Source organism: Empedobacter sp. UBA6305 (assembly GCF_002440405.1).
Lineage (GTDB): Bacteria > Bacteroidota > Bacteroidia > Flavobacteriales > Weeksellaceae > Empedobacter > Empedobacter falsenii_B.
Map to the genome: position 1 here is coordinate 1 of NZ_DJTP01000010.1, position 5,297 is coordinate 5,297.

At 31.8% G+C, this 5,297-nt stretch carries 8 protein-coding genes and 1 pseudogene; 6 read left to right on the forward strand and 3 right to left on the reverse strand.

The features are described 5' to 3' along the window. Positions 1-24 precede the first annotated feature (24 nt). The 3 genes and pseudogenes from B3M86_RS03030 to B3M86_RS03040 form a co-directional block, all read left to right on the forward strand. Positions 25-189: pseudogene (locus B3M86_RS03030) on the forward strand (RHS repeat-associated core domain-containing protein); the annotation flags it as partial. 9 nt (positions 190-198) lie between these two features. Beyond that, positions 199-870 (forward strand): hypothetical protein, encoded by a 672-nt coding sequence (locus B3M86_RS03035; protein WP_280052093.1) that lies wholly within the window; start codon positions 199-201, stop codon positions 868-870. An 8-nt stretch (positions 871-878) separates the two neighbouring features. Next, entirely contained in the window at positions 879-1,433 is a 555-nt protein-coding gene (locus tag B3M86_RS03040) for a hypothetical protein (protein WP_280052095.1), read from the forward strand. Positions 1,434-1,530: 97 nt separating this feature from the next. Here the strand turns inward: B3M86_RS03040 and B3M86_RS03045 are convergent, their stop codons facing one another. Genes B3M86_RS03045 through B3M86_RS03055 form a run of 3 tightly spaced genes read right to left on the reverse strand, consistent with a single transcriptional unit; the run spans position 1,531 to position 2,432 of the window. Beyond that, entirely contained in the window at positions 1,531-1,857 is a 327-nt protein-coding gene (locus tag B3M86_RS03045; RefSeq protein WP_291069249.1) for a type II toxin-antitoxin system RelE family toxin, read from the reverse strand. Then, positions 1,847-2,077 (reverse strand): hypothetical protein, encoded by a 231-nt coding sequence (locus tag B3M86_RS03050; protein WP_219035473.1) that lies wholly within the window; start codon positions 2,075-2,077, stop codon positions 1,847-1,849. Before B3M86_RS03050 ends, B3M86_RS03045 begins: the two co-directional genes overlap by 11 nt. A 7-nt stretch (positions 2,078-2,084) precedes the next feature. Next, the gene (locus tag B3M86_RS03055; RefSeq protein WP_291069246.1) at positions 2,085-2,432 is read right to left on the reverse strand and encodes a helix-turn-helix domain-containing protein; all 348 of its coding nucleotides are present in this window, start codon (positions 2,430-2,432) and stop codon (positions 2,085-2,087) included. Positions 2,433-2,575: 143 nt separating this feature from the next. Between B3M86_RS03055 and B3M86_RS03060 the strand changes: the two genes are divergently transcribed. From B3M86_RS03060 to B3M86_RS03070, 3 genes are all read left to right on the forward strand, one after another. Beyond that, complete coding sequence (locus tag B3M86_RS03060; RefSeq protein ID WP_291075731.1) at positions 2,576-3,631, forward strand: CHC2 zinc finger domain-containing protein; 1,056 nt, start codon at positions 2,576-2,578, stop codon at positions 3,629-3,631. A gap of 78 nt (positions 3,632-3,709) precedes the next feature. Further along, positions 3,710-4,861 (forward strand): hypothetical protein, encoded by a 1,152-nt coding sequence (locus tag B3M86_RS03065; protein WP_291075733.1) that lies wholly within the window; start codon positions 3,710-3,712, stop codon positions 4,859-4,861. Positions 4,862-4,997: 136 nt separating this feature from the next. Continuing rightward, the coding region (locus B3M86_RS03070; protein WP_291075735.1) for a hypothetical protein at positions 4,998-5,297 on the forward strand (300 nt) is incomplete at its 3' end.

Consider the following 5,297-nt stretch of genomic DNA (forward strand, 5'->3'; position numbering starts at 1 on the left):
GGGATGTAGGAATACAAATACAATGGGAAAGAGCTTCAAGATGAATTAAGCTTAAATTTATACGACTACGGTGCAAGAAACTACGACCCTGCAATAGGGAGATGGTTCAATATCGACCCTGCTGCTGAACTTAGCAGAAGATATTCACCTTATACTTACGCTCTCAATAATCCCCTAAGATTTATAGACCCTGATGGAATGATTGCAGAAGATATTATTAGAGGTCAAACCAAAGAAGATGTAGGGAAAATGAAAGAAGATATTCATAATGTTTTAAAAGATGATAAATTCAGTAAACTAAGAGGACTTATTGATGTTAAAGGAAAGGAATTTAAATCCATAAACTCAAAAGATTTAGCTTCTGCTTTATCAGGAGTTGATATGAATGAAGATGAGAAGGCTTATGTTGATATAGTAACAAATACAATTAATTCAAAAGAAATACATACTATTGAATATATGAGCGGAGAGTTTACATCTACAGAAGGTGCTGCAGCATTTAAAGAGCATATGAATAGTATTCAGTCTGGAGTTGGAGATGCAATGGTAATAGATGATAAATTAAGTACAAGTCTAGTAACAGGGTTAGGTAAAGAAGGTTTTAATGTTCCAACCAAAAATGGTTCTCATTCTTTTATAAATTCAAATGTATCTGGTAATGAAAGAAGTTCTACTTCTGGACATGAATTATTTGGACATGGTATCCCATCTGCTAGAAAACTTACTCCTGCAGATAATAATTCAAATGCTATACGAGCAGATAATCTAATAAGACGATTATTAGGTATGCCTCAAAGAGATGGGAAAGATCATGGAGGTTATTCTGAAGGACATATAAAAGACCCTAAAAAAATACCTCTTACTAAATAGTTTATAAAATGAAAATATTATATTTTTTACTTTTTCTTTCTTCAATTTGTATAGCTCAAATTAATGATGAATTTAGTTCTATATCAAAAAGTAGAAATAATGCAGAAAAAGTTTTCAAATTGTTTAATAATGAGAATCATAAAATTATTTTATACTCTCTAGAAGATAAATATTTTTATCTTATTATTGAAACAGAGAAAAAAGATTTTTATAAAGAATATTATATAGCTTTAGATGATTTAGACTCTGTAAATGAAGTTCGCTTCATAAATAATATTAAACAGACTAGAAAACAACGAAAAGATAAAAAGAAATCTAATAAATTATTATCTGAAGCAGAACCTATATTTGATTTAAAAAAATATCATACAAATTTAATAACTAAAGTTCCAAATGCAGAATTTGTAAGAGGAGTACCATCGTATTTTGTATTAAAAGATATTAATAATGAAAAATATGGAGAATATCAGTTAGCATCACTAACCCTACCTTTACCTATAAATGGAAAACTTGCAGGTTATTTGATTAAACGATTATCCGAAGAAATAAATCGAAAAGAATAATAATTAGGGTAGTGTATCAGAAGTGTTGTTATTATACAACATATTAATTACAAATAATTCATAATAAAGCAAAAGGCAAACTAAGGTTTGCCTTTTGTTATTTTATCAGTTTTAGTAAATCCTTTATTTCTTTATCGGAGATAGAATTTTGCTCGCTTTTATCGTAAAGAGAAAGTAGATAAATTGTTTCATTTTCAATAAAAAGATGCGTTATTACTCTTGCTCCACCGCTTTTACCTTTACCTTTCGACTTTATTGCCAAACGAATTTTGTAACAATTATCGGCTAAAGCAGTTCCTAAGGTAGGATTTTGTTGTAATTCTTCAATTAAAACAGCTAAATCCTCTTTCAACGAACGGTATTTCTTTCCAAGTTTTTTGGCTTCTTTCAGAAATTCCGGCGTTGCAATAATATTATAACTCATCCAATAACTCTTTGGCAGAAATACCTTTTAACTTTCCCTCTTTTATCAGATTTAGTTCTGTTACAGCTTGTTTCAAACTCGCCTTTACATCTTCTGTAGAATCGGTATTTTCAGTATTTTGTCGTGTAATTTTCATTTTCAAAGCCTTTGCAAAAGCTTTTAATGCTTTCGCTTCTTCCGATGTAGAAGGCTCTACGATATAGATTTCTTGCGTTGTCATTATTCAACTATTTAGAGAAAGCTTGTTTTGTTTTAAAATTCTGAATATAGGTATCAATTACATTAAACAATACACTTTTGGTTGTACTGTCCATTTTCTGAATATCATTTATTCTGTCCACTGTTTCTTTATCGAAAGAAGCATTTTCACTTTGTCCTGTTAAAAAATCAACAGTTACTCCAAAAGCATTTGCCATTTTGATAATCATATCCAAAGATGGCTGACTTTCGTTTCGTTCATATCTGCTAATAATCTCTCGAGAAGCACTAATCTGTTTTGCAAGTTCTACTTGCGACCAGTTTTTCTCCTTGCGTAAGAGCGTTATTTTGCTACTAATGTTTAATTCATTACTCATAAAAGCACTGTTTATATGATATATAGCAAATATACGAGTAATACATTACATAAAAAAGAAGTCGATTAGTTGTTAATTTGAGAAATGAATTATATTTTTGCGTAACACATTCCGCATAAAAATAAATTAAAATAATTTTTCAAATGGAAATAAGCGAGATAAAGACGAGATTAAGTTTAGCAAACGTACTGCATCATTACGGATTAAAACCTAAAAACAATATGCTGAAATGCCCGTTTCATTCGGATAAAACAGCGAGTTTACAGGTTAATTTGGAAAAGAATTTTTACAACTGTCATGCATGTTCCAAAACAGGCGATGTGATTCAGTTTGTGCAAGATTATGAGAAATTAAGCAAACATGAGGCAATAAAGAAAGCTTCGCTTTTAGTGAATAATGAAAATTTACAAATGAATAATGGGATAAACGTAGAGCATAAAACGTTAACCGCCATACATTCATCGTTTTTACAAAAAATGTATCTCAGCTTTAGAAAAGGCTTATTATGCAGTGATCCTGCCAAAGATTATTGCCATTCGAGAGCCTTAAATTTTGATGAATTAGAAGTCGGTTTTAACTCGGGACAATTCCATCATGGAGCACGAAAAGATGAAAATTTAATCAATCAATGTGTAGAAGCTGGACTTTTAATTCCCTACGGAACCAACAGTAGAACAGGCGGACAATCCTATAAACCATTCGGAAATAAATGCCTTGTTTTTCCATTAAAAAACTGTGATGGGCAGACCGTTTCATTTTATTTCCGTTCAACTCTTGATAATAAAGATTCTCGCCATTTTTATTTGAAAAACAGACAAGGTTTATATCCAAATTATCCCAATCGAGAAGCTAAAAAGCTGATTTTAACCGAAAGTATTATTGATGCAGCTTCATTACTTCAATTACGAAGTACGAATTTAGAATTAAGAAAATATGAAATACTTGCCTGTTTTGGGACGAACGGATTAACAAACGAACTATTAGAAATAATAAAACAACTCAATGAGTTGGAAGAAATTATCTTCTGTTTTGATATGGATGAAGCAGGTCAAAAAGCTACCTTAAAATATGCAAAATTACTTCAATCCATTCATCCAAAAGTGGTGTTTTATAATGTTCAATTCATTGATAAAGATGTCAATGAAACTTTAATGGCTTATGATGAAACAATTGTTTTAGACTGTTTGGAGAAAAGATAACCAATTGATTTTTCTACTTCTCAAACTTCTTTTTCAATTGAAAAAGAAACTGTACCAACACCTTTGGAACAGCCTAAAATGACAACCGATTTATTTTTTCAGTTGAATGATTTAATCGAAAAAAGTGGAATTGTAGGCGAGCAGGACAGCCGATTGTTACTGTTTATTATTGCAAGTTCGTATAAAACCAAACATCCACTTCACGCCATTGTACAAGGAAGTTCTGGCAGTGGAAAAACACATTTAATCAGTAAAATAGCCGATTTAATGCCACAAGAAGATGTGCTTCGTTTTACTCGAATTACCGAAAGTAGTTTATACAATTGGGGCGAATATGAATTAGTTGGAAAATTGCTTATCATCGAGGATTTAGACGGTTTAAAAGACGAAGCCATGTTTGCCATGCGTGAATTAATCAGTAATCAGAGATTAAGTAGTTCAGTGAGTATCAAGGATAAAAAAGGCAATATTAAAGCCGTTAAAAAGGAGGTTCGTGGCGTATTTAGTTCACTTTCTGCAACGACAAAAGGTGAGATTTACGAAGATAATATGAGCCGTAGTTTTCTATTAGCGGTCGACGAAAGTAGCGAACAATCCCGCCGAATTATCGCCTACCAAAACAGGCGATATGCTGGCGAAGTCAGCCATCAATCCGAAGAAAAAACGAAACATTTTTTACAAAATATCATCCGAAATTTAGTGCCGTATCATGTGATTAATCCGTTTGCTACTCGATTAGAATTACCCGAAGAAGTGCATAAAATCAGACGTTTAAACGAAATGTTTCAAAGTATCGTTCGTCAAATCACTTTGATTAATCAACAAAATAGGCAATTGACAGACGATGGAAAGTTAATCACACAGGTCGAGGATCTAAAGCAAGCAACGGAGGTTCTCTTTGAAAGTATTGTCCTAAAAGTGGATGAATTAGACGGGAGTTTACGTCAGTTTTTTGAGAAATTAAAAGCGTATTTAAGCAAAAAAGCACACAAAGAAAATGCAAATGGTTCTGAAATCGACTTTACACAACGAGAAATCCGCCAAGCTTTTAATATGAGTAAAGCCCAATGTTCACGCTACATGAATAGCTTAATTGAACTTGAATACCTAACGAGTAAATATGCAGGAAACTTACGTAAAATTGCTTATCGTGTGGATTATTGGGATGATTACCAGAAGTTAAGACAAACCATTAAAGAAAAGATTCTACGACAAATAGAACAGTTATGATACCCACTGAAACAATAGGGAACAATCTTGGAACAATTAATTTAGGTTTAAATAACTTATAGCTAACTACTTAAAACTTATAACTTGCTTATTGTTCCATGTTCCAAAAGTAGACAACCTCAAAACCGTCATAGTTATGCAAGATATACTTGATGAATTTAGAACAGAATTACAACAATTAGGCTATTGTAAAACAGTGGTCAATCATTATCCAAAGTACGTTAAAGCCCTGTTTGAGCATTCACACGAACTTATTTACACAATTGAAAGTCATCATATTGAAGCTTTTTATTTTCATTTGAAAACCGTGATTAGTAGCCGAAGAAAAAAGCCATTGAGTAACAGTTATATTCATACACAACTCTTTGCGATTCGCTTATTCTTTGCCTATTTATTGCGTACAAAACAGCTGGTTAAAACGCCTTATACCTTAAAA

Bases quoted from the DNA above. Each gene is read 5' to 3' on its own strand.
- B3M86_RS03035 (WP_280052093.1), top strand. From the start codon at position 199: ATGATTGCAGAAGATATTATTAGAGGTCAAACCAAAGAAGATGTAGGG.
- B3M86_RS03040 (WP_280052095.1), top strand. From the start codon at position 879: ATGAAAATATTATATTTTTTACTTTTTCTTTCTTCAATTTGTATAGCT.
- B3M86_RS03045 (WP_291069249.1), bottom strand. From the start codon at position 1,857: ATGAGTTATAATATTATTGCAACGCCGGAATTTCTGAAAGAAGCCAAA.
- B3M86_RS03050 (WP_219035473.1), bottom strand. From the start codon at position 2,077: ATGACAACGCAAGAAATCTATATCGTAGAGCCTTCTACATCGGAAGAA.
- B3M86_RS03055 (WP_291069246.1), bottom strand. From the start codon at position 2,432: ATGAGTAATGAATTAAACATTAGTAGCAAAATAACGCTCTTACGCAAG.
- B3M86_RS03060 (WP_291075731.1), top strand. From the start codon at position 2,576: ATGGAAATAAGCGAGATAAAGACGAGATTAAGTTTAGCAAACGTACTG.
- B3M86_RS03065 (WP_291075733.1), top strand. From the start codon at position 3,710: ATGACAACCGATTTATTTTTTCAGTTGAATGATTTAATCGAAAAAAGT.